The sequence below is a fragment of the Nissabacter archeti genome (genome assembly GCF_018257325.1).
GTDB classification, from domain to species: Bacteria; Pseudomonadota; Gammaproteobacteria; order Enterobacterales; family Enterobacteriaceae; genus Chimaeribacter; species Chimaeribacter arupi.
The window spans coordinates 158,841-181,239 of the sequence record NZ_JAERKB010000003.1; the positions used below are offsets into that span (position 1 = coordinate 158,841).

Here is a 22,399-nt window from a genome sequence, read left to right on the forward strand (position 1 = left end):
GATGCGCTTTTTTTATTTACAGCACAGGCAGGATGCGGGCCGACGCCCGGTTTTCCTGACCTTTCGCGCTACCGCGCAGCGGCGCAGGACGCGCCGGGCACCAATGCCTGCGCAGGGTTGTTAATCTCTACTACAGCGGAGTGTTGTCACACTATGATGGACAATTTACGCGCGGCGTCTAACCATGTCGTGCTCAAGATCATCCTGGCTCTCATTATTCTTTCGTTCGTTTTGACCGGGGTGGGCAACTACCTGATCGGTGGTTCCGGCAATTATGCCGCTAAGGTGAACGGCCAGGAGATTAACCGCGCCCAGTTTGAACAGGCCTTCCAGAATGAACGCGCCCGTATGCAGCAGCAATTGGGCGAGCAGTTTTCCGTCCTGGCCGGTAATGAACAGTATATGCAGCAGTTGCGCCAGCAGGTGCTGAACCAGCTGATTGATGTCACCCTCATTGACCAGTACGCCAAAAAACTGGGTATCGCCATCAGCGACGAGCAGGTTAAGCAGAGCATCCTGAAGACGCCGGCTTTCCAGACGAATAATCAATTCGATAATGATAAATACCTGGCGATGGTGCGCGGCAGCGGCTACACGCCGGACGGCTATGCGCAGGTGGTTCGCCGCCAGTTGCAGGCACAACAGCTGAACCAGGTCTTTGGCGGCAGTGAATTTGTCTTGCCATCTGAAGCAGACAGCCTGGCAGCTCTGGTGTTGCAGGCGCGTGATGTGCGCGTGGCCGCCTTTGATACCGAGGCGCTGGCCGCCAAACAGACGGCTGCCGATGAGGAGCTGAAAGGCTATTTCGACCAGCATCAGAACGAGTTTATTGCGCCCCAGCAGCTGAAAGTCAGCTACCTGGAGATGGATGCCGCCGCCCTGCAGGATAAAGTCACCGTCAGTGATGCCGAGGTGGCTGCATACTACGACCAACACAAAAATACCTTTGGTCAGCCGGAGCGTAAGAAGTTCGCGGTCATCGTGCTGAAGACGCAGGCAGACGCTGATGCAGTGCTGGCGGAACTGAAAAAAGGCGCGGATTTTGCTGAACTGGCTAAAACCAAATCCACCGATACCTTCACCGGCAAACGCGGCGGTGAGCTGGAGTGGATGGAGCCGGAAACGACCCTGGACGATTTCAAAAGCGCCAACCTGACTGAAAAAGGGCAGGTGTCCGGCGTGATCAAATCCTCTTCCGGTTATCTGGTGCTGCGCCTGAACGATGTGGAGCCGGCCAAGCTGAAGCCATTGGAAGAGGTGCGCAATGACGTGCTGGCCAAGCTGAAGCAGGAAAAAGCGCTGGACGCCTACTATGCGCTGCAACAGAAAGTCAGTGAAGCGGCCACCAATGACAACGAATCTCTGGCGTCAGCAGAAGAGGTGTCCGGTATCAAAGCCGTGCACACTGACTGGTTCACCCAGCAGACCCTCCCACAGGCACTGAGTGCCAAACCCGTTGCCGATGCCCTGTTTGATGGCTCGCTGTTGGGTGAGGGCGGTGCGCCGGGCAGCAACTCCAACGTCATTACGGCAGATGGCGACCGTGCTTTCGTCGTCCGTGTGGATGCGCATAAACCGCAGGGTGTGAAGCCATTTGCTGAGGTGCGTGACGCGGTGCTGGCCCAGGTTAAACGCCAGAAAGCCCAGGCGCAGGCGCAGGCTGACGCGCAAAAAATCCTGACTGCCCTGAAAGAAGGGAAAGGGGATGAGGCGCTGAAAACCGCCGGCCTGAGCTTTGGTGATACGCAGAAACTCCAGCGCTCTCAACAGCCTTCTGCTTTTGAGCAGAGCGTGTATGCCCTGCCGCAACCCCAATCCGGCAAACCGAGCTACGGCGTGACCCGTGATGAGAAAGGCAATGTGGTGATCGTCGCGCTGGATGCGGTGACCCCAGGCAAACTGCCGGCCGATGAAGTGGCGAACTTCTCCGGCCAGATTAAAGAAGGCGCAACCAATATCACCTTCGATGCGCTGATTGCCAGCCTGCGCAAGTCCGGTGACATTGAACTGGGCAGCGCGGCCCAGGTGGAATAACGCTTCCAGTAAAATGTAATACGTTGCAACACACAAAGGCCGCTTTCGCGGCCTTTTCCACATTTAACATCTGGTCTTTGTGTCTCTTTTTGATTTTCGGCATTGTGTGCGTGCTGAACAACATAAGGAGATACAGCATGAAAAAATTAGGTATTACCTCACTTTCCCTCGCTCTGGCATTAGGCCTTTCTACCTTGCCGGTAATGCTGCATGCCGCGCCAAACGGAGACGCGGCGTCATCCAGCACGGTGCCGGCAAAAAAAGCGGAGAAAGCGCCCGTGACGCCGAACGCTAACGCCAACGTCACGTCACCGGTGGAGAAGGTGAATATCAACACCGCGGACGCGCAGGCACTGTCTGACGGGTTGAACGGGGTAGGGCTTAAGAAAGCGGAAGCGATTGTCCGTTACCGCGAAGAGTCAGGCCTGTTTACGGATGTGGAGCAGTTACAGGAGGTGCCCGGCATCGGCCCGTCACTGATTGAACGCAACCGTGACCGGATGGTTTTGTGAGCCGCTTCGCGTTGCCTCACGCTTTTTCTCAGCGCCTCAGGGATTCTGCTACGCTCAGAAAGTGATCCGACCAGTGCGCCTGCGGGCGCACTTCAGCTATCGGCCGGAACCCTATCCACTTGTTGCTAAAAGAGAGAAAGCACCGCTATGCAGACTTTTATAAACGTCCGGGGATTTCATATCGATGTCTACCAGCACGTCAATAACGCCCGTTATCTGGAGTTTCTTGAAGAGGCCCGCTGGGAATGGCTGTCCGCCTTAGAGGGTTTCCACTGGATGAAAGAGCGCCATATCGCCTTTATTGTGGTGAACATTAATATCAACTACCGCACGCCGGCAGTGCTGGGCGACAGACTGCGGATTGACAGCCGGCTGGAGCGCCTTAACGGACGCAGCGGCGTGGTCAGCCAGGTCGTCACGCGGGACCGGGACGGGGAAACCGTGGCGGATGCCGCGCTGACGTTCGTCTGTATTGATTTAAAAAGCCAGAAAGCGCTGCCGCTGGAAGGGGAGTTGTTGGAAAAATTACGTCAGCTTGAACAGCAGGATAACGCGTTGCCTTCCTGAGTCGGGGGATCGGGTTATCCGCGGAGCGATCGTTTTGCCTGTAAAGGGATCGTGGCAGTTACCCGGCAGATGCCGGGCGCATCATGCCCCAGCAGGGGCATGATCATCAGATGACAGGGGAAAACACCGGCTGCTTATTGCAGGCCGCTTTTTTGCTTCAGGCTTGCCATTACCCCGGCACGATCCTGTTGATAGACCGCCAGGCCGTTTGCCCGCAGGTGACAGGCTGCACATTCACCGCAACCGTCCCCCTGAATGCCGTTGTAACAGGTCAGGGTGTCGCGGCGTACCCGATCCAGTTGCCCGTAATAGTCCGCCAGCGCCCAGGTTTCCGCTTTGTTCAGCCACATCAGCGGCGTTTCAAACCGGACATCGCGCGCCAGCCCCAGGGAAACTGCCTGGTTCAGCGCCTTAACGAATTCGTCCCGGCAATCAGGGTAGCCGGAGAAGTCAGTTTCACAGACGCCGGTGATTACGGCTTCCGCCTCAATCTGGTAGGCGTAAATCGAGGCCAGCGTCAGGAACAGGATATTGCGCCCCGGCACGAAGGTACTCGGCAATTGACCGGCCGCTTCACTGCCGTAGCTGGGAACCGGGATGTTATCGCGCGTCAGGCTGCTGATGGCCAGTTCGTTCAACAGGCCGACGTCCAGGACTTTATGCGCCCGTGCGCCCAACCCGGCTGAGAGCTTTTGCGCCACCTCGATCTCTGCCCGGTGCCGTTGTCCATAATCAAAGGTGATGCAGTGTACTTCATCATATTGCGCCAGGGCCTGGATCAGGCAGGTGGTTGAATCCTGGCCGCCACTGAACACCACTACTGCTCGTTTCATGTCATGCTTACCTTGTTATCGTGCAAACCCGGCCGGTGTCCGGCCGGGCATCAATCACTATAGGGTACTTTCCCCGGCGCAGTTTGAACAGCTGCGCGGCGGCAGGCGCGGCTCAGTTGCCGGAAAAGCCGGACATAAGCCGCTCCAGATAGGGTGAGGTGTCGCCAATATGCTGGTTTATCCAGCTCTCGTTATAGTAGGTGTCCGGGTAACGCTCACCGCTGTCACACAGCAGTGTCACAATCGACCCTTGTTCACCCCGCGCGCGCATCTCGGCCGCCAGCAGCAGCGCGCCATAAATATTGGTGCCGGTGGAGGCACCGGCGCGCCGCCCCAGCACCCGCGTCAGCCAGGTCAACGCGGCCAGGCTGGCGGCATCCGGTACCTGAATCATCCGGTCAATGACATCGGGAATAAATGAGGGCTCCACGCGCGGCCGGCCGATACCTTCGATCCGGCTGCCGCAGGCGGAGGTCAGCAGCGGGTTACGCTGGTGGTAGTAGTCGTAAAACACGGAGTGCTCCGGGTCAACCACCACCAGTTGCGTCGCATGGCCCTGGTAACGGATATAACGCCCCAGCGTGGCGGAGGTGCCGCCGGTGCCGGCACCCATCACCACATAACGCGGGATGGGAAACGGCTCCCGCGACATCTGGCGATAAATGCTGTCGGCAATATTGTTATTTCCGCGCCAGTCGGTGGCCCGTTCAGCGTAGGTAAACTGATCCATGTAGTGGCCGCCCAGGTCGTGGGCCAGATGTTCTGACGCCGCATAGATCTGCCCGGTCTGTTCCACAAAGTGGCAGCGGCCGCCATAAAATTCGATCTGCTCAATTTTGCGGCGGGCGGTGCTGGCCGGCATCACGGCAATAAACGGCAGGCCCAGCAGGCGGGAAAAGTACGCTTCCGAGATGGCAGTGCTGCCGGAAGACGCCTCAATCACCGGGGTATTTTCGCGCAGCCAGCCATTGCACAGCGCATAGAGAAACAGTGAACGCGCCAGACGGTGTTTCAGGCTGCCGCTGGGGTGGGTGCTCTCATCTTTCAGGTAGAGGGCGATCCCCGGAAACTCCGGCAGCGGCAGGCGGATCAGGTGTGTGTCGGCAGAGCGCTGGAAATCAGCGTCGATTTCGTGGATGGCGCGTCTGACCCAGGAGGCAGTCATAACATCTCTCGGCAAGGGCAGTAAAGTCAGGGTAGCTAAGGGTACGCGGTTAGCCGGAAAAAAGGGTTGCTATCTTGCCTGTGAAATGGCGACATAGGAGAAAATTTTTCTCAGGAAGGCCCGTATGTTGGATAAAATCGATCGTACGCTGTTGCGCCTGTTGCAACAGGACTGCACGTTATCGCTTCAGGCGCTGGCTGAGTCGGTCAACCTGACCTCGACACCCTGCTGGAAACGGCTGAAAAGGCTGGAGGATAGCGGCTATATCCGCGGCCGGGTGGCCCTGCTCGACGGGGACAAACTGGGCCTGGGCCTCACCGCATTTATGCTGGTTAAAACCCAGCAGCATAACCGCGAATGGTACCAGCATTTTGTCAGCCAGACAGAGCAGATGCCCGAGGTGCTGGCCTTCTACCGGATGGCGGGGGAGTACGATTATCTGCTGCAAATTCAGGTGGCTGACATGAAAAGCTACGACATTTTCTATAAAAAACTGGTAAATGGGGTGCCCGGCCTGATCGAGGTGACCTCCAGTTTTGCGATGGAAAGGATTAAATACACCACGGCCCTGCCGCTGCCGGAATAACCGGCACCTCATCGCTTTTTCTCCGGCTTCTTCTATGCTGCTTGAGCGGAAAGAGTCCGATGCAGGGATGCTTCATTTTTTGGGAATAAAATCTTGTGAGATTGTTTGCACAACTAGGCTGGTATTTTCGCCGGGAATGGCGTCGCTATCTGGGCGCCATTGCCTTGCTGGTTATCATCGCCATTCTGCAACTGCTGCCGCCAAAACTGGTCGGCGTGATTGTGGACGGCATCACCCAGAAGCGCCTCTCCACGGCGGCGGTGTTCGGGTGGATTGGCGTGATCCTGGCGACCTCCGTTGCAGTGTACCTGCTGCGTTATGTGTGGCGCGTGCTGCTGTTTGGTGCCTCTTACCAACTGGCGGTCGAGCTGCGTGAGCGTTTTTACCGCCAGCTCAGCCGCCAGCACCCGGCCTTTTATCTGCGTCACCGCACCGGTGATTTGATTGCGCGCGCCACCAACGATGTGGATCGCGTGGTATTTGCTGCCGGGGAAGGGGTGCTGACCCTGGTGGATTCGCTGGTGATGGGCTGTGCGGTGCTGGTGGTGATGAGTACGCAGATCAGCTGGCAACTGACGTTGCTGTCGCTGGTGCCGATGCCCATCATGGCGATGGTGATTAAACGCTATGGTGATCAACTGCATCACCGCTTCAAATCCGCTCAGGCGGCATTTTCCTCGCTGAATGACCAGACGCAGGAGAGCCTGACCAGCATCCGGATGATCAAGGCGTTTGGGCTGGAGGACCATCAGTCCGGGCAGTTTGCGCGCGTTGCCGCCGATGCCGGGGCCAAAAACCTGCGGGTAGCGCGGGTAGATGCGCGGTTTGACCCGACGATTTATGTCGCCATCGGTATGGCTAACCTGCTGGCAATCGGCGGCGGCAGCTGGCTGGTGGTGCACGGCACGTTAACGCTGGGGCAACTGACCAGTTTTGTGATGTATCTGGGGCTGATGATCTGGCCGATGCTGGCGCTGGCCTGGATGTTTAACATCGTTGAACGCGGCAGTGCCGCTTACAGCCGCATCCGCAGCCTGCTGAAAGAAGCGCCTTCAGTCACGGACGGTGACCAGCCGCTGCCGGCCGGGCGCGGTGAGTTGCAGGTGCGCATTGTGCAGTTCCACTATCCGGAAAACAGCCATGCAGCGCTGCATGATGTCAGCTTCCGCCTGCAACCGGGGCAGATGCTTGGTTTGTGCGGCCCGACCGGTGCCGGAAAAAGCACCTTGTTGGGGCTGGTGCAGCGCCAGTTTGACGTCAGCGAAGGGGAGATCCGTTATCACGGCCTGACGCTCCAGACGATCAAACTGGACGACTGGCGCGGGCGGCTGGCGGTCGTCAGCCAGACACCGTTCCTGTTCTCTGACAGCGTGGCGCAAAATATCGCGCTGGGCCGCCCGGAAGCCACCCCGGCACAAATTGAGCAGGCGGCGCGGCTGGCCAGCGTCCATGATGACATCCTGCGTCTGCCGCAAGGCTATGAAACGGAAGTGGGCGAACGGGGGGTAATGCTCTCCGGCGGGCAGAAACAGCGTATTGCCATCGCCCGCGCACTGCTGCTGGAGGCGGAGATCCTGATTCTGGATGACGCGCTTTCCGCCGTGGATGGCCGCACTGAACATGACATCCTCAATAACCTGCGGCAGTGGGGCAGCAACCGCACGGTGATCATCAGCGCGCACCGTCTTTCGGCCCTGACAGAGGCCAATGAGATTCTGGTGCTTAACCAGGGCACGGTGATGCAGCGCGGTGATCATGACACGCTGGCTGCCCAGCCGGGCTGGTACCGTGATATGTACCGCTATCAACAACTTGAAGCAGCCCTGGATGAACCGGCGCTGCCGGCAGAGCAGAAGGAGGCCGGTGATGCCTAAATTCCAGTCAATGTGGCCGACCCTGAAACGCCTGCTGGCGTACGGCTCCCCTTACCGCAAGCCGCTGGGGCTGGCAGTCCTGATGCTGTGGGTGGCGGCGGCGGCTGAAGTCGGCGGGCCGTTGCTGATCAGCTATTTCATCGACCATGTGGTCGCCCGCGGCAGCCTGCCGCTCGGGCTGGTGGCCGGGCTGGCCGCCGGGTATATCCTGCTCAACCTGTTGGCGGCGGCCCTGCACTATTTCCAGTCCATCCTGTTTAACCGGGCGGCGGTCGGGGTGGTGCAGACGCTCAGGATCGATGTGATGGATGCGGCATTACGTCAGCCGCTGAGTGAGTTTGATATTCAGCCGGTAGGCCAGCTTATCTCGCGGGTCACCAATGACACGGAAGTGATCCGCGATCTCTATGTCACGGTGGTCTCCACGGTACTGCGCAGTGTGGCCCTGATCAGCGCCATGCTGGTGGCGATGTACAGCCTGGACTGGCGCATGGCGTCGGTTGCGGTCTGCATCTTCCCGGCGGTGCTGGTGGTGATGATGCTCTACCAGCGTTACAGCACCCCGGTTGCCCGCCGGGTGCGCGGTTATCTGGCGGACATCAATGACGGCTTTAATGAAGTGATCAACGGCATGAGCGTGATCCAGCAATTCCGGCAACAGGCGCGGTTTGCCGAGCGCCTGAGTGCCGCAAGCTGGGCGCATTACCATGGCCGGATGCAGACGCTGCGTATTGAAGGTTTTCTGCTGCGCCCGCTCCTGAGCCTGTTCTCCACCATGGTGTTGTGCGGGTTGCTGATGCTGTTTGGCTTCAGCGCTGTCGGCAGTGTGGGCGTGGGGGTGCTGTATGCCTTTATCAACTATCTGGGGCGGCTGAATGAACCCCTGATTGAGCTCACGTCCCAGCAGTCTATCCTGCAACAGGCGGTGGTGGCCGGTGAACGCATCTTTGAGTTGATGGACCGGGTTCAGCAGCAGTATGGCGGCGACGATCGCCCGCTGACCAGCGGTTGCATTGAGATTGATGATGTCAGCTTCGCCTACCGTGATGATAAAAAGGTGCTGGAACATATCTCACTGGTGGTGCCGTCACGCGGGTTTGTGGCGCTGGTCGGCCATACCGGCAGCGGCAAAAGCACACTGGCCAATTTGCTGATGGGCTATTACCCGCTGAGTGAGGGGCAGATCCGGCTGGACGGGCGGCCGCTTTCGTCATTATCCCACCGGGCGCTGCGCCAGGGCGTGGCGATGGTGCAGCAAGACCCGGTGGTGCTGGCTGAGTCCGTTTATGCCAACGTGACGCTGGGGCGTGAAATCGATGAACAGGAAGTCTGGCTGGCGCTGGAAACCGTTCAGCTGGCGGATCTGATCCGTGAGATGCCGGAAGGCATCCACACGCGGTTGGGTGAGCAGGGGAATAACCTCTCTGTTGGGCAAAAACAGTTGCTGGCCATGGCGCGGGTGCTGGTGCAGGCCCCGCAGATCCTGATTCTGGATGAAGCGACCGCCAACATCGATTCCGGCACTGAACAGGCCATCCAGCGGGCGTTGCGGGCAATCCGTGAGCGCACCACGCTGGTGGTGATTGCCCACCGGCTCTCTACCGTAGTGGATGCCGACACCATTCTGGTGTTGCACCGCGGGCAGGCGGTTGAAAAGGGCACCCATGCCCGGCTGCTGGCACAACAGGGCCGCTACGCCCAGATGTACCAGATGCAACTGGTCGGGGAGCAACTGGACGCAGAGACCGCGCAACCCGCGGCCGCCACCGCCCCGCAGGTGCCGGTTTCTTCCTGATGTATTTTGGCGGGGCCCGTTTGTGGGCCTCGCTATTCCTTCGTTATTCCCTCCCTGCTTTCTTCTGTTTGCTGTTCCGCCCGCTTTCGCACCATGATCAGGCAACCGTTCCGCCTGAAACGCTGCTGTTGCACTTTCTGAAGGCGCATTGCACTAAAAGGAGGCGGGTCTATTCTTTCCTTGGGACGCCTTAAGTCAAATTACGCCGCCCGGTTCTGCGGCCTATGGCTGGTGACGCCCTAATCCCCTCTATTCACACGCAAAATCATTTATGGCACACCCTTTGCTTTAAACAGATGTATCGGGCGCATGTTTAACGCGACAGGGCTCTTACTTCGAGGAGTGGCAATATGAAGCTGGTTACCGTGGTGATCAAACCATTCAAACTGGAAGATGTGCGTGAAGCGCTCTCTTCTGTAGGCATTCAGGGGCTGACCGTAACGGAAGTCAAAGGCTTTGGTCGCCAGAAAGGACATGCGGAGCTTTATCGCGGTGCGGAGTACAGCGTTAACTTCCTGCCGAAAGTCAAAATTGATATCGCTATCGCCGATGACCAGCTGGATGAAGTGATTGATGTGATTAGTAAAGCGGCTTACACCGGCAAGATTGGTGACGGCAAAATTTTCGTTGCGGAGTTGCAGCGTGTGATTCGTATTCGTACCGGCGAAACTGACGAAGCAGCATTGTAATTTCAGGCTCAGGTGTGTGACTTAGGGGTGGATTGATAATGAAAAAACTTTTATCCATGATGGGCCTTGGCGCGGCAGCCATGATGCCGTCACTGGCGATGGCGGCCGCGCCGGTCGTCGCAGATAAAGCGGACAACGCCTTTATGATGATTTGCACCGCGTTGGTGCTGTTCATGACGGTGCCGGGCGTGGCGCTGTTTTACGGCGGCCTGCTGCGCTCTAAAAACGTGCTGTCGATGCTGACGCAGGTCATGGTGACGTTTGCGCTGGTGTGCGTACTCTGGATGCTGTACGGCTACAGCCTGGCATTCAGCGAGGGGAACGCCTTCTTTGGCGGCTTCCAGACAGCCCTGCTGAAAGGCATCACCGTTGACAGCCTGAGCGGCACCTTTGCTCAGTTTATCCATGTGGCTTTCCAGTGCTCCTTCGCCTGTATCACCGTGGCGCTGATTGTGGGCGGCTTTGCTGAACGCGTGCGGTTCTCAGCGGTACTGATTTTCACCGTGATTTGGCTGACTTTCTCCTACCTGCCCATCGCGCATATGGTGTGGGGCGGTGGTTTCCTGGCGGCGGATGGCGCGCTGGACTTCGCCGGCGGCACCGTGGTGCACATCAACGCCGCGATTGCCGGCCTGGTCGGGGCTTACCTGCTGGGCAAACGTGCCGGTTTCGGTAAAGAAGCGTTCAAACCTCACAACCTGCCGATGGTATTCACCGGCGCCAGCATCCTTTATGTCGGCTGGTTTGGCTTCAACGCCGGTTCCGCCAGTGCCGCCAACGGCATTGCCGCGCTGGCATTCGTTAATACCGTGATGGCAACGGCGGGGGCGATTCTCTCCTGGATTCTGGTGGAGTGGATGGTACGCGGTAAGCCTTCCCTGCTGGGTGCCTGCTCCGGCTGCATCGCCGGGCTGGTGGCCATTACCCCGGCGGCCGGGTATGTGGGCGTCGGCGGCGCGCTGATTATCGGGCTGGTGGGCGGTGTGGCAGGCCTGTGGGGCGTGGTGATGCTTAAACGCTGGCTCCATGCGGATGATACCTGCGACGTATTCGGCGTGCATGGCGTGTGTGGTATCACAGGCTGCATCCTGACCGGCGTGTTTACCTCCTCGTCCCTGGGCGGCGTAGGCTATGCCGAAGGCGTCACGATGGGGCATCAGGTCTGGGTTCAGTTGTTCAGCGTGGGCCTGACGCTGGTCTGGTCAGGGGTTGTGGCCTTTATCGGCTATAAAATTGCTGATATGGTGGTGGGGCTGCGCGTTCCGGAAGATCAGGAGCGTGAAGGCCTGGATGTAAACAGCCACGGCGAGAATGCGTATAACCAGTGATGGTGGGCGTAATAAAGAGAGCAGTGCGCTAAAAAATAAGAAAAACAGGTGTGACCGGCATCGGGTGAGATTCCCACCCTGTGCCGGATAATCCGCCGGATAACATGCAAAAACAACACAGAACGTAAAACATATAATGATGATAGAAGGGCGGTGGCGTAATCCACCGCCCTTTTTTTATCACGGCCAGAAGGCCGCGCCCGGCCGGGGATTAGCTGTGGCGGCGGATCACGCCTTCTTGTACCGTAGACGCGACCAGCACGCCGTCCCGGGTATAGAACTGCCCGCGCACAAAGCCACGCGCGCCGGAGGCGGAGGTGCTTTCCACCGCATACAGCAACCAGTCATCCAGGCGGAACGGGCGATGGAACCACATGGAATGGTCGATGGTCGCAACCTGCATACCCGGTTCAAGGAACCCTACACCGTGGGGTTGCAACGCAGTGGGCAGGAAGTTGAAGTCAGACGCGTAACCCAGCAGATATTGGTGGGTGCGCAGGTCGTCCGGCATCTCACCATTGGCGCGGAACCAGACATGGCGTTGCGGTTCCGCCACTGCGCCCTGCAACGGGTTATGGAACGCCACCGGGCGCATTTCAATCGGCCGCTGGCTCAGGAATTTATCCCGCACTTTTTCCGGGATCAGATGCGCAAACTTCTGGGCAATCTCCGATTCCGACATCAGCGCTTCCGGCGGCGGCACCTCCGGCATGGTGTTCTGGTGCTCAAACCCGCTCTCCAGGCACTGGAAAGAGGCGGTCATGTAGAAAATAGGTTTGCCGTTCTGTACCGCTTTCACCCGACGGGCGCTGAAACTGTTACCGTCACGCAGGATTTCAACGTCATAAATAATCGGCTTGCTGCTGTCACCAGGGCGCAAAAAGTAGCTGTGGAAGGAGTGAATGCCGCGCTCCGCCGGTACCGTCTGTTTGGCGGCATACAGTGCCTGACCGACCACCTGGCCGCCAAAAACCTGACGCAGGCCAAGATCTTCACTCTGGCCGCGGAACAGCCCCTCTTCAATTTTTTCCAGATCGAGCAGATCCAGTAAATTTTTTAATGCCTGACTCATGGGGGGATCTCATTCAGGGGGAATAACGTGGGCAAACAGGCGGGCCGGTTTCAGCCTGCACGCGTGCCCTTTTACAGACATAGCCCAAGCAGCCACAGTCCTTCTTTAGATAGTAGTGGATTTGGCAGGGGGGAAGAAGGGCGGCGGGGAGGGGGCGGCAGGAATTTTTCAGGGTTATGTGCCACAATTATCACGTGAAGTGGTTAAAGCCACTATCCCGACGCTGGTGTTAGATGCCGGTAAAGAGGTAATCATAACAAGGAGTGCAATTGATGAAACTTTGGCAGATTGTAGGTGGAACCGCGCTGTCTTTGACCCTGGCTGGATGTGCGTCTCAATCGGCACCTCCTCCGTCACCGCCGCCGGGTAATGGTGCGCCATCGACCGCGGCTATTCAGCAGCCTTCCGTCAACGGGACAATTAATATCAGTCAGCGCATCGCGCTGCCGCCAGACTCGATACTGACGGTTACGCTTTCCGATGCCTCGATCCCGGATGCGCCGTCGAGGGTGGTTGCCCAGAGCGTGGCTCGCACCGAGGGTAAACAGTCACCTTTCCCCTTCGTGCTGCCCTTTAATCCGCGGGATATTAAACCCGATGCGCGTATGCTCCTGAGCGCAGCCATCACCCAAAGCAATGGTCAGATGATGTTTATGACCGACTCCATTCAGGAAGTCATCAATAACGGTAAAGGCACTCAGGTTCAGTTAAACCTGATCCCGATGACGTCTGTTCCGGTGACCACCAAGCCGTCAACCCTGGGGCCGTTGGATACCTCGCCAAATAAACCTGTACCTTCTTCCCTGAACCCGGCACCGTCACCGATGCCATAAGGGCCCGGCCGACAGCTACGGCTGCCGGCCTTATTCTTTCCAGCCATAGCGGGCTAAATCAATCAGGCTGCCCGGCCCAAAGACAATGCCTTCTGACAGCAAGGCCTGCCGCTGGCGCTGAAAATCTTCCCCTTGTAGTGAAATCCCGCCGTGGCGATTTACTACCCGGTGCCAGGGCAGGCGGCTGCCTTCCGGCAAACGCCGTAATACCCCCCCAACCTGGCGCGCGGCCCGCGGTGAACCAGCCAGCCGCGCCACATGGCCATAAGTCGTCACCTGGCCTTCAGGGATTGCGGCGACAATATGGTAAACGCGCTGATTAAAATTTTCCGGTTCGTTCATGTCCGTCTCTGCGTAAAAATAAAAACAGGTATACCGCGCCATTTAAAAGCAAAACGGCCGGGCAGGGAAGGGCCGCGACACAGGCGAGGCGCGCGCAGGGCAACAGGCCTGCGTGTGAGAATGCCCAGGCCGGCGGAAGGGCTACCATTTGTTTTTTAACGGTTATCCTTCTTTCACGCTGCGGGTGGATTGTTTAAGAAAACAACGGTCAGGTGGTAATGGGTTGCTTTTGCAAGGGGGTTCACTGATAATGCTCCCCGCTCCGCAACATCGGAGCCGTCAATGGGGGCCCTGTTGGTTCTCCCGCAACACTAACTTGTGAACTCGGTCAGGTCCGGAAGGAAGCAGCCGCAGCAGGCGTCGTGTGTGCCGGGATGTAGCTGGCAGGGCCCCCACCCAATTCTGCCCCTCTCTTTTTTTATTCTTTCTCAAAACCCATTCTGCTTTATGACGCTTACCCGTCACGCGTATCGCCCCCCGTTTACCCTTTTTTCGGCATCACTCCGCCTGACACCGGAAATAACTTACCCCGATTAACCAGATCGGCTGAAAACACGTATTTTTGTTGGTTTTATGCACTCAATTAATAAGTTTTGTTAAAGAATGGTGTATAAGATCACTCTGGGGTAACGACGTTGCTAATAGTAGCAGAAGGAAAATGATCTGTTTTTCTGTTTCCGGGCAAGGCGGCGCCATATAACGCGGCATCGCGACAAGGAGAAATGCAGGGCAGACCGAGACAACAGAGAGGCAGAGGAAGAGACTGAGCTAAGTGATTGAAGCCGATAGAAGTATCGGCTCAACGTTATTTATCTTAACGGAACGCTAAGCGACAATTAACGAACATACTTCCAGACAGATGTCGGGACTTTGTCATAAAGTTTATTCATCGTCAATTCAGCGAGGCGATGGTCAGCTGCGGAATAAAACATTTCGAGTTCATCATCCGAAAGCTCGTACTTATTTTTTTCAATAACACGCTCTAATGTGTCTATTGTGGTGCATTTACGTAAACGCATCAGGTAGTCGATCTTTTTCATCATAGTCATAGTGGTTCGAATCTTATATAAGTAGATTGCGGTGAATTATCTATTAAGTTTTAATCAGCGTACAGATATTCTCTTCTGAGAACATTCCGAATAATCGTCTTTTAGTTTTTTGCCATCGCTTTAAATCAGCCGCGCTGATGCCGTAATTACCAAACAAGGTATAGGTGTCATCCAGGTACTCTTCGACACGGTCAGCAAGCGCAAGTTCATCCTGATATTTTATTTTAAAACTCATGACGAAAGAAGCAATATGTTCAATCAGTTCGTTCAATTGCAGATTAACCTCAGACGTCGGATCATTTACCCAGCCGTGGTGGCTGTCTCCCAGCGTGGCAATTCCTTCATCATAGAGGTTCTCACACAGGAACTTCAGTTGGGCAACATCGTGCCGCTTAGGCGAATACTCATCCATATCATCTCCTCCGTTAGGTCGTTATTCGTATTGATAACACTAAGTGAGTAATTTAATAACCGGACAGATGAGAGATCATTTTAATCAGTGATGGCTGACATCCTTACAAATAAATATAAAACATTTTTCAGTAACGTGGGAGGAAGAATTACTCAAAATTACAATTCATCAGAAGGTGAGGGGCGGCTGTTATCAATGATATTGAAACAGAGCTGTGAACCTGAATGTGTAAATGTGATTCTCTCTTCCCTTTGTTCAGCGGCGTCTATATCCAGGCAGCCGTTGAAAATTGTCCAACGATATCGGTAAGTCATTGAATAAACGTGCGCGGAAAGCGGTTCAAGCCCGGTGACTGTCAGGCTTCCTGCTTCGTAACGGGCATTATCTGAATAATAGCTCAAATTCCCGATCAGGCTATCTTCCAGTAAAGGAATATTCGCGTCGACGATTGTTTTGAGTTGAGAAACAGAAAGCGTCGCGTTGTCAGAAGGTAAAGAAATACAAAGTTGCATTTATTCATCATGTTTTATTAACGCATATTTATAGTATTGCACACTCCAGAACATTTTGTCAGTGCAGGCAGCGGACTTTTTTCCCTGACGCAATCTCCTTATCTCACTGAAAAATAGTGGTTTTAACCTTAATACATAAAAAATTACTCTTTAATCACGCATTTCTGTGACCCAAAAACCGCATTTTCAGATTCCGTCGGTTGCCCTTTGGTGCAGGATGCGCGCGGCCTGCACACCCTCAGGGTTGTCTCCGTGCCTTTATTGTGATGTTATATCATAACAACAAACGCAAGCTGAGGCCACTATGTCTGTTTTTTCTTCATCCCCTTTCCGCGCAAGCTGGCTGATGGCATCTGCCGGCTTACGGGGTATCGCCGTTGCCTTGATACTGGCCCTGTTGTGGGCGGCCATTTACTGGGCGACGCGTCTGCCATGATCGGATTGCATCAGCTCACGGCAGGGTACGGACGCCAGCCTGTGACGCTTCCCCTTAGCGGGGTCTTTCACCCCGGCTCCCTGACGGCGGTTATCGGCGCTAACGGCAGTGGCAAATCCACATTGCTTAAAACGCTGGCGGGTCTGCAACCCCCGGTGTCAGGCGAGGTCCGGCCTTCACGCCATGCGCGTCGCCCGTTTGCGTTCCTGCCCCAGCAGGCCGATCTCGATCGTCAGTTTCCTTTGTTGGTGGAAGACCTGGTGGCAATGGGACTCTTGCGCAGCCGGGGTGTTTTCGGGCGGCTGACCCGCAGCCACCGGCAACAGATTGCCACCGCGCTGGGGCAGGTGGGGATGGAAGCATTCGCCCGCGCACCGATTGGCCAGCTCTCCGGCGGGCAGTTTCAGCGCGTGTTGTTTGCCCGTTTGCTGGTACAGCAAGCGCCGTTGATTCTGCTGGATGAGCCCTTTACCGGCATTGATGCCGTCACTGTCCGGCTGCTGCTGGAGATTATTGCCAAATGGCATACGCAGCAGCGCACGGTCATTGCGGTGTTGCACGATATCGACATGGTCAGCGGGCACTTTCCTCACACCTTATTGCTTCACCCGCAGGGGAATGCGTGGGGCAGCACTGCGCATGTACTGGCCCAGCAGGCAGATCGCGCAGCCGCCTTGCGGGCTGGCCAGGCTTTTACCGCCGGTGAAGGGCGATGGCAGGGAGGCACCGCACCATGATGCTGCATCTGTTAAGCGATCCTTTTTTGACCTTCGGGTTTATGCGCCGCGCGCTGGTCGCCTGCCTGGCATTGTCGCTCAGCGCCGCCCCGCTGGGCGTTTTTTTGCTGTTACGACGCATGAGCCTGGTTGGGGATGCCCTTTCACATGCGGTGCTGCCCGGCGCGGCGATGGGTTATCTCCTTTCAGGGATGTCACTGGTGGCGATGGGCATCGGCGGTTTTATTGCCGGCCTGGCGGTTGCAGTGCTCTCTGGTTGGGTCAGCCGGCATACGGCATTGAAAGAAGATGCCAGCTTCGCCGGATTCTATCTCGGATCGCTGGCGCTGGGCGTTACGCTGGTGTCCCTGCGCGGCTCCAGTATTGACCTGTTGCATGTGCTGTTTGGTTCGATCCTGGCCGTGGACGCGCCGGCATTGTGGCTGGTGGGCAGCATTGTCAGCGTATCGCTGCTGGTGCTGGCAGGGCTTTACCGCGTGCTGGTGATTGAAGCGTTCGATAAAACATTTTTACAGATCAGCGCGGGGCGCTGGCTGCCGGTCACCAATGCGGCCTTTCTGGCATTGGTGGTGATTAACCTGGTCGCGGGTTTTCAGATCCTCGGCACGCTGATGTCAGTCGGGCTATTGATGTTACCGGCCGCTGCCGCCCGGCTGTGGGCCAGGACGTTACCGTCCACGTTGTTGACGGCGGTGGCCTTCGGCATGGCCGCCAGCCTGGCCGGGTTGCTCTGGTCCTATTACGCCTCGCTTCCTGCCGGCCCGGCCATTGTGCTGAGTGCCGCGCTGCTGTTTTTCATTTCAGTTTTATTTGGCCGGTATGGCGGGATCTTTGCTGCTGCCCGGTCGTTATAGTGCGTTAAATAAGGAGATGTCATGAAATATTTACCGGTGGTGTTAGCGACGGCTGCCCTGTTGTCTGCCCACTCAGCCATGGCAAAAACGGTGGAAACCGTCGCCAGTTTTTCCATTCTGGGGGATATGGTGCAGCACATCGGGGGCGAGCATGTTCATGTAAAAACCCTGGTCGGGCCGGACGGCGATCCGCACAGCTATGAGCCAACCCCTCAGGACAGCCAGGCGCTGGCGCATGCTGATGTGGTATTTGTCAGCGGGCTTGGGCTGGAAGGGTGGATGGATCGCCTGATTAGCGCCTCCGGGTATCGCGGGCAGCCGGTGGTGGCTTCTGAAGGGGTGAATACCCGGCAGATGGAAGAGGACGGGAAAATGATTACCGATCCTCATGCCTGGAACAGTATGCAGAACGGCGTGCTGTATGCCCGGCATATTATGGCGGCGCTGGCCGCGGCCGACCCACAGGATGCCGGTTATTTCCGCCAGCGCGGCGCGGCCTACATTGCGCAGTTACAGCAGCTTGACCAGTGGGCTAAACAGCAGTTTGCCGATGTTCCGGCAGAAAAGCGCAAGGTGCTGACCAGCCACGATGCGTTTGGCTATATGGGGCGCGAATACGGCGTCACCTTTATGGCCCCGGTGGGGTTCTCTACAGAGGCTGAAGCCAGCGCCAGTGAGGTGGCCGCTTTAATCAGGCAGATCAAGCAGCAGCATGTCAGCGCTTACTTTATTGAAAACCAGACCGATCCGCGGCTGGTGAAACAGATCGCCGCAGCCAGCGGCGCGCAGCCTGGTGGCGAACTCTACCCGGAAGCCCTGTCAAAACCGGGCGGCCCGGCACCCACCTACGTACAGGCGTTTCAGCATAACGTGACTGCGCTGGTCAGCAGCATGAAATAAACGGTGCCCCGTTGCATCAGGCAACGGGGCACCTGTTCATGGCGGCATCTTCTTATTCACACCATAAAAAAAGCCCCGCTGGGCAGCAGCGGGGCTTTTTACTGGCAGGGCGATCCCTTCGATGGAACCAGAGGGGAGTCGCGGCGGCTATTTACGCCGCTTTTTTCTGCCTTGTACGGCATTAAACCGGGGATTGCTTTTGCAAATGACATACACGCGGCCGTGGCGACGCACTACTTTGCAATCTTTATGGCGGCGCTTTGCCGAGCGCAATGAACTGAGTACTTGCATGATGTTCTCCTCAGGCAGATTTTGGCGTCAGGAAGCGGCCAAAGCGCTGCTGGAAGCGCGCCGTGCTGCCTTCTTTGGAAAACTCTTTCTGTTTCCCGGTGTAATAAGGGTGGGAAGCTGATGACACTTCAATCGGCACATAAGGCAGCGTGCGGCCTTCCCATTCAATGGTGCGATCGGTGCGCAGGGTCGACCCTACGACGAAATAGGTGTCAGCGCTGGTATCGTGAAAGACCACAGTGCGGTAATCAGGATGAATGCCGGTGCGCATAATGAGCTCCTTTTGATATGTTATAACATAACGAATGATGCGGGCAGTATTGCGCAGAATGTGACAGATAGCAAGCCCTGTACGGCGTCCGGGTAAACAGCAGGCAAAAAAAAGCCGCGCATTGCGCGGCTTTCAGGCTTTACAGCATCAGTGCTTATCCAGCGATACCGCCGGGCTGTGGCTGTGTTCTATATCGTCCGATTTCTTACTGAAGCGGCGGCGAACCACCACAAAGAAGACCGGAACAAAGAAGATGGCCAGAATCGTCGCCGTCACCATCCCGCCCATTACGCCGGTACCTACCGCGTTCTGGGCGCCGGAGCCTGCCCCGGTCGAAATGACCAGCGGCAATACGCCCAGGATAAAGGCCAGAGAGGTCATCAGAATCGGGCGCAGACGCATCCGCACCGCTTCCAGCGTGGCCTCAACCAACCCTTTGCCCTCTTTGTCCATCAGGTCTTTGGCGAACTCGACAATCAGGATGGCGTTCTTCGCCGACAGGCCAATGGTGGTTAACAGCCCCACCTGGAAGTAAACGTCGTTACTCAGGCCACGGAAGGTCGCAGCGATCAGCGCCCCGATGACCCCAAGCGGCACCACCAGCATGACAGAGAACGGAATCGACCAGCTCTCATACAGGGCCGCCAGGCAGAGGAATACCACAATCAGCGAGATGGCATACAGGGCAGGGGCCTGGTTGCCGGAGAGCCGCTCCTGATAGGACATCCCCGTCCAGTCATAGCCGATGCCGGTCGGCAGTTTCGCCGCCAGTGACTCCATCATCGCCATCGCTTCACCACTACTTTTACCCGGTGCAGGCTGGCCCAGCAGCTCCATAGACGGCAAGCCGTTATAGCGCTCCAGACGCGGCGAACCATGCTCCCAATGGGAGGTGGAGAAGGAGGAGAACGGCACCATCTGCCCATTGCTGCCACGCACATACCAGTTGTTGAGATCGCTCGGCAACATACGGTATTCCGCTTGTGACTGCACATAGACTTTCTTCACGCGGCCGCGGTCGATAAAGTCATTCACATAGCTGCCGCCCCAGGCTGAGCTCAGCGTGGTATTGATGTCAGAGATAGAAACGCCCAGCGCCTCGGCTTTCTCCTGATCAATTTCCAGTTTGAACTGCGGGGTATCTTCCAGGCCGTTCGGGCGCACACCTACCAGCAGGTCGCCGTGTTCGGCAATCATGCCGAGCAACTGATTACGTGCTTCGGTGAGTTTCTGGTGGCCCAGGTTAGCCTGGTCAATCAGCTGGAAGTCGAAACCGGTCGCCGTACCCAGCTCAACAATGGCCGGCAGGTTGAACGGGAAGACCATCGCGTCTTTAATCGCAGAGAACGTGCCCATGGCCCGCCCGGCAATCGCCGGCACTTTGTTCTCAGCGCCGCTGCGCTCAGACCAGTCTTTCAGGCTGACGAAGGCGATACCGGTGTTCTGGCCCTGGCCGGAGAAACCAAAGCCGTTAACCGCAAACACGGAGTTAACGTTGGCTTTCTCTTTTTCCAGGTAGTAGTTGGTCACCTCATCCAGCACTTTCTGCGTCCGCTCCTGGGTCGCCCCGGCCGGCAGCTGCACCATGGTCAGGAACACGCCCTGATCCTCTTCCGGCAGGAAGGAGGTCGGCAGGCGGATGAACAGCAGCGCCATACCCACTACGATCAACAGATAAATCAGCAAATACCGGCCGGTGCTGCGCAGGATATTGCCGACGCTGTCGGTGTAGTGGTTGGTGCTGCTTTCAAACATCCGGTTGAACCAGCCGAAGAAGCCTTTCTTCTCATCATGGTGTCCTTTCGGCACCGGCTTGAGCATCGTGGCGCAGAGCGCCGGGGTCAGGATCAATGCCACAATCACTGACAGCACCATGGCGGAGACGATGGTAATGGAGAACTGGCGGTAGATAACCCCGGTAGAACCACCGAAGAAGGCCATCGGGATAAAGACCGCAGACAGCACCAGCGCAATCCCGACCAGCGCCCCCTGGATCTGATCCATCGACTTCTTGGTCGCTTCTTTCGGCGGCAGGCCCTCTTCGACCATCACACGCTCGACGTTCTCCACCACCACAATCGCGTCATCCACCAGGAGGCCTATCGCCAGCACCATCCCGAACATGGTCAGGGTGTTGATCGAATAGCCAAAGGCTGCGATGACCGCAAAAGTCCCGAGCAACACCACCGGCACCGCAATGGTTGGAATCAGCGTCGCGCGGAAGTTTTGCAGGAACAGGTACATGACCAGGAACACCAGCACGATCGCTTCGAACAGCGTTTTCACCACTTCGTTAATGGAGATCTGAACGAAAGGCGTGGTGTCGTACGGGTAAACCACTTGCATCCCGTTCGGGAAGAAGGGTTTCAGTTTATCCAGTGTGGCTTTTACTGCTTTCGAGGTGTCCAGGGCGTTGGCACCGGTCGCCAGTTTGATACCGAGACCGGCAGCCGGCTGGCCATTGAAGCGGGCTACCACGCTGTAGTTTTCACCACCCAGCTCAATGGTCGCCACATCACGCAGGCGCACCTGGGAGCCATCCGGGTTCACTTTCAGCAGGATTTTGCCGAACTCTTCGGTAGAGGTCAGGCGCGTCTGCGCAATGATAGAGGAGTTAAGCTGCTGCCCTTTCACCGGCGGCGTCCCGCCCAGCTGACCGGCGGCCACCTGGTTGTTCTGCACGGTAATGGCATTGATGACATCGACCGGCGTCAGCGCAAAGTTGGTCAGCTTGTTCGGGTCCATCCAGATACGCATCGCATACTGGGAACCAAACAGCTGCACGTCACCCACACCACTGGTACGGCTGATCGGGTCCTGGATGTTTGAGGCCACATAGTCCGCGATATCTTCCTGCGTCATGGTGCCGTTATTGTTCACAAAACCGGCCACCATCAGGAAGCTGCTGCTCGACTTCTGTACCTGGATCCCTTGTTGCTGCACTTCCTGCGGCAACAGCGGCATCGCCAGCTGCAGTTTGTTCTGCACCTGCACCTGGGCGATGTCTGCATCCGTGCCGGAGGCAAAGGTCAAGGTCAGGGTCACGCTGCCGGACGAGTCACTGGAGGAGGACATGTACATCAGGTTATCGATGCCGTTCATGTTCTGCTCGATAACCTGCGTCACGGTATCCTGCACGGTCTGCGCATCGGCACCCGGGTAGTTGGCGGATATTTCAATCGCCGGCGGCGCCACTGTCGGATATTGGGCAATCGGCAGACTCAATATCGACAGTCCGCCCGCCAGCATGATAATGATGGCGATAACCCACGCAAAAATGGGGCGATCTATAAAGAACTTAGCCATG

22 protein-coding genes and 1 other RNA gene are annotated in these 22,399 nt (G+C 56.9%); 13 read left to right on the plus strand and 10 right to left on the minus strand.

The genetic code is table 11. The annotated features are described in order from the left end of the window. Positions 1–153: 153 nt before the first annotated feature. The 3 genes from ppiD to JK232_RS05140 all read left to right on the plus strand — a co-directional run bounded on the left by ppiD (position 154) and on the right by JK232_RS05140 (position 3,113). On the plus strand, positions 154–2,034 hold the full coding sequence (ppiD, locus tag JK232_RS05130) for a peptidylprolyl isomerase (RefSeq protein ID WP_212588903.1): 1,881 nt from the start codon (positions 154–156) through the stop codon (positions 2,032–2,034). A 137-nt stretch (positions 2,035–2,171) separates the two neighbouring features. After that, positions 2,172–2,546: a ComEA family DNA-binding protein gene (locus JK232_RS05135; protein WP_072926492.1), complete on the plus strand. Its 375-nt coding sequence runs from the start codon at positions 2,172–2,174 to the stop codon at positions 2,544–2,546. A gap of 147 nt (positions 2,547–2,693) precedes the next feature. Next, positions 2,694–3,113: an acyl-CoA thioesterase gene (locus tag JK232_RS05140; RefSeq protein WP_072926490.1), complete on the plus strand. Its 420-nt coding sequence runs from the start codon at positions 2,694–2,696 to the stop codon at positions 3,111–3,113. A 134-nt stretch (positions 3,114–3,247) separates the two neighbouring features. Here JK232_RS05140 and queC read toward each other — a convergent pair whose 3' ends face one another. Both queC and JK232_RS05150 read right to left on the minus strand, forming a co-directional pair. After that, on the minus strand, positions 3,248–3,946 hold the full coding sequence (gene queC / locus JK232_RS05145; RefSeq protein WP_072926488.1) for a 7-cyano-7-deazaguanine synthase QueC: 699 nt from the start codon (positions 3,944–3,946) through the stop codon (positions 3,248–3,250). A gap of 112 nt (positions 3,947–4,058) precedes the next feature. Continuing rightward, a complete protein-coding gene (locus JK232_RS05150) occupies positions 4,059–5,111 on the minus strand; it encodes a PLP-dependent cysteine synthase family protein (protein WP_101827892.1) in 1,053 nt (350 codons plus the stop codon). Between the two features lie 124 nt (positions 5,112–5,235). On the opposite strand from JK232_RS05150, the gene JK232_RS05155 reads away from it, so the two are divergent. The 5 genes from JK232_RS05155 (at position 5,236) to amtB (ending at position 11,383) form a co-directional block, all read left to right on the plus strand. Then, the gene (locus JK232_RS05155) at positions 5,236–5,697 is read left to right on the plus strand and encodes an Lrp/AsnC family transcriptional regulator (protein ID WP_072926485.1); all 462 of its coding nucleotides are present in this window, start codon (positions 5,236–5,238) and stop codon (positions 5,695–5,697) included. A gap of 95 nt (positions 5,698–5,792) precedes the next feature. Then, positions 5,793–7,571: a SmdA family multidrug ABC transporter permease/ATP-binding protein gene (locus JK232_RS05160; RefSeq protein WP_212588904.1), complete on the plus strand. Its 1,779-nt coding sequence runs from the start codon at positions 5,793–5,795 to the stop codon at positions 7,569–7,571. Next, positions 7,564–9,366: a SmdB family multidrug efflux ABC transporter permease/ATP-binding protein gene (locus JK232_RS05165; protein WP_072926482.1), complete on the plus strand. Its 1,803-nt coding sequence runs from the start codon at positions 7,564–7,566 to the stop codon at positions 9,364–9,366. Before JK232_RS05160 ends, JK232_RS05165 begins: the two co-directional genes overlap by 8 nt. Positions 9,367–9,716: 350 nt before the next feature. Next, on the plus strand, positions 9,717–10,055 hold the full coding sequence (glnK, locus tag JK232_RS05170; protein ID WP_002208627.1) for a P-II family nitrogen regulator: 339 nt from the start codon (positions 9,717–9,719) through the stop codon (positions 10,053–10,055). 38 nt (positions 10,056–10,093) lie between these two features. After that, the gene (gene amtB / locus JK232_RS05175) at positions 10,094–11,383 is read left to right on the plus strand and encodes an ammonium transporter AmtB (RefSeq protein WP_072926480.1); all 1,290 of its coding nucleotides are present in this window, start codon (positions 10,094–10,096) and stop codon (positions 11,381–11,383) included. Between the two features lie 211 nt (positions 11,384–11,594). Here amtB and tesB read toward each other — a convergent pair whose 3' ends face one another. Further along, complete coding sequence (tesB, locus tag JK232_RS05180) at positions 11,595–12,455, minus strand: acyl-CoA thioesterase II (protein WP_101854769.1); 861 nt, start codon at positions 12,453–12,455, stop codon at positions 11,595–11,597. A gap of 272 nt (positions 12,456–12,727) precedes the next feature. On the opposite strand from tesB, the gene JK232_RS05185 reads away from it, so the two are divergent. Further along, positions 12,728–13,288 carry a YbaY family lipoprotein gene (locus JK232_RS05185; protein WP_072926476.1) on the plus strand — a complete coding sequence of 187 codons (561 nt, stop codon included), beginning with the start codon at positions 12,728–12,730 and terminating at the stop codon, positions 13,286–13,288. Positions 13,289–13,318: 30 nt separating this feature from the next. Here the strand turns inward: JK232_RS05185 and JK232_RS05190 are convergent, their stop codons facing one another. After that, positions 13,319–13,630, minus strand: coding sequence for an MGMT family protein (locus JK232_RS05190; RefSeq protein ID WP_072926901.1), 312 nt, complete (start codon positions 13,628–13,630; stop codon positions 13,319–13,321). A 292-nt stretch (positions 13,631–13,922) separates the two neighbouring features. Between JK232_RS05190 and ffs the strand changes: the two genes are divergently transcribed. Beyond that, positions 13,923–14,019, plus strand: an RNA gene (ffs, locus tag JK232_RS05195) — signal recognition particle sRNA small type. 447 nt (positions 14,020–14,466) lie between these two features. Here ffs and JK232_RS05200 read toward each other — a convergent pair. The 3 genes from JK232_RS05200 to JK232_RS05210 form a co-directional block, all read right to left on the minus strand. Next, positions 14,467–14,670, minus strand: a complete 204-nt coding sequence (locus JK232_RS05200; RefSeq protein WP_072926899.1) for an HHA domain-containing protein — start codon at positions 14,668–14,670, stop codon at positions 14,467–14,469. Positions 14,671–14,722: 52 nt separating this feature from the next. Next, complete coding sequence (gene tomB / locus JK232_RS05205) at positions 14,723–15,091, minus strand: Hha toxicity modulator TomB (protein ID WP_072926474.1); 369 nt, start codon at positions 15,089–15,091, stop codon at positions 14,723–14,725. Between the two features lie 158 nt (positions 15,092–15,249). Next, complete coding sequence (locus tag JK232_RS05210) at positions 15,250–15,603, minus strand: hypothetical protein (RefSeq protein ID WP_072926472.1); 354 nt, start codon at positions 15,601–15,603, stop codon at positions 15,250–15,252. A gap of 432 nt (positions 15,604–16,035) precedes the next feature. On the opposite strand from JK232_RS05210, the gene JK232_RS05215 reads away from it, so the two are divergent. The 3 genes from JK232_RS05215 to JK232_RS05225 are packed head-to-tail and all read left to right on the plus strand — an operon-like array spanning position 16,036 to position 18,530. After that, positions 16,036–16,776, plus strand: a complete 741-nt coding sequence (locus tag JK232_RS05215) for a metal ABC transporter ATP-binding protein (RefSeq protein ID WP_079205170.1) — start codon at positions 16,036–16,038, stop codon at positions 16,774–16,776. Next, the gene (locus JK232_RS05220) at positions 16,773–17,630 is read left to right on the plus strand and encodes a metal ABC transporter permease (RefSeq protein ID WP_072926469.1); all 858 of its coding nucleotides are present in this window, start codon (positions 16,773–16,775) and stop codon (positions 17,628–17,630) included. Before JK232_RS05215 ends, JK232_RS05220 begins: the two co-directional genes overlap by 4 nt. 21 nt (positions 17,631–17,651) lie before the next feature. Further along, a complete protein-coding gene (locus JK232_RS05225; RefSeq protein WP_101827888.1) occupies positions 17,652–18,530 on the plus strand; it encodes a metal ABC transporter substrate-binding protein in 879 nt (292 codons plus the stop codon). A 147-nt stretch (positions 18,531–18,677) separates the two neighbouring features. Here the strand turns inward: JK232_RS05225 and ykgO are convergent, their stop codons facing one another. From ykgO to acrB, 3 genes are all read right to left on the minus strand, one after another. Further along, positions 18,678–18,821, minus strand: a complete 144-nt coding sequence (gene ykgO / locus JK232_RS05230; RefSeq protein ID WP_101827887.1) for a type B 50S ribosomal protein L36 — start codon at positions 18,819–18,821, stop codon at positions 18,678–18,680. A gap of 10 nt (positions 18,822–18,831) precedes the next feature. Next, positions 18,832–19,092 (minus strand): type B 50S ribosomal protein L31, encoded by a 261-nt coding sequence (locus tag JK232_RS05235; protein ID WP_072926464.1) that lies wholly within the window; start codon positions 19,090–19,092, stop codon positions 18,832–18,834. Between the two features lie 147 nt (positions 19,093–19,239). After that, a complete protein-coding gene (gene acrB, locus JK232_RS05240; protein WP_072926463.1) occupies positions 19,240–22,398 on the minus strand; it encodes a multidrug efflux RND transporter permease subunit AcrB in 3,159 nt (1,052 codons plus the stop codon). Position 22,399: the final 1 nt, after the last annotated feature.